The sequence below is a fragment of the Streptomyces sp. NPDC052107 genome, assembly GCF_040680215.1.
GTDB lineage: Bacteria > Actinomycetota > Actinomycetes > Streptomycetales > Streptomycetaceae > Streptomyces.
In genome coordinates, this window is record NZ_JBFAWG010000317.1 from 1 (window position 1) to 1,097 (window position 1,097).

2 protein-coding genes are annotated in these 1,097 nt (G+C 72.5%); both read right to left on the reverse strand.

Going from position 1 to position 1,097, the window contains the following annotated elements:
- Positions 1–737, reverse strand: a 737-nt coding sequence (locus AB0M27_RS48120; protein WP_365732501.1) for an SDR family NAD(P)-dependent oxidoreductase, incomplete at its 3' end; no start/stop codon positions are given.
- A 10-nt stretch (positions 738–747) separates the two neighbouring features.
- The coding region (locus AB0M27_RS48125) for an MOSC domain-containing protein (protein ID WP_365732502.1) at positions 748–1,097 on the reverse strand (350 nt) is incomplete at its 5' end.

Consider the following 1,097-nt stretch of genomic DNA (forward strand, 5'->3'; position numbering starts at 1 on the left):
TCCCCGCCCAGCAGACCGCGCGGGGTCACCTTCACCAGCCCCATCAGCGCCTTGTAGCGCGGGTCCGGGATCGACACCGACTTCCCCCGGGCCAGATCCGCCAGGGCCGAGGCCACCAGCTTGTCCGCGTCCAGCCACATCCACCCCGGGATGTTGTCCGTGCCCATCCCGGCCCGCTCGTGGAACTCCGTACGGACGAAGCCCGGGCAGAGCGCCATCAGCCGCACCCCCGAACCGGCCAGGTCCTTCGCCGCGCCCTGGGTGAACTGCACGACCCACGCCTTCGACGCCCCGTACGTCCCGCGCGGCACGAACGCCGCCACGGACGCCACGTTGACCACCGCGCCCCGGCCGCGCTCCTTCATGCCCGAAGTGGCGGCCGAGGTCAGCCGCAGCACCGCCTCGCAGTGCACCTTCAGCATCGTCAGCTCATCGGCCATGGACACTTCCAGATAGCGCCCCTTGTTGCCGAACCCGGCGTTGTTCACCAGCAGATCGACCGGGTGCGTCCGGTCCGCGAGCCGCTTCTCGACCGCCTCGATCCCGCCGTCCGTGGCCAGGTCGGCGCTGAGCACCTCGGCCTCGATGCCGTGCCGGTCGTGCAGTTCGGTGGCCTGCTCGCGCAGGCGTGCGGTGTCCCGTGCCACCAGCACCAGGTTGTGCCCCTGGGCCGCGAGCCGTCGCGCGAACGCAGCCCCGATACCCGCCGTCGCGCCCGTGATCAGTGCAGTCGTCATACGCGGCACGTTAGTGCCCCGCGCCCGCCTCCCGGCCACCGGCCGCCGCCACGTACTCCCGGGCCTTGCGCAGCGCCTCCGGGTGCAGGGCCGACGCGGCGGCCAGCAGGGAGGGCAGCAGGGTGCGCTCCGTCGTGACGGCCCGGAACTGGAGCGAGGCGGTGACCCGGTGGTCCGGGCGGTGGACGATCTCGACGGGGTCCCCGGCCCGGATCGTGCCCGGCTCGATCACCCGGAGATAGGCGCCGGTGACGGCCTCCTCGGTGAACCGCCGGATCCACTTCTCCTCCGCGATGTGGTCCGCGAACGTCCGGCACGGGATACGGCCGGAGGTCACCTCCAGGAGCAGCTCGTCCCCCA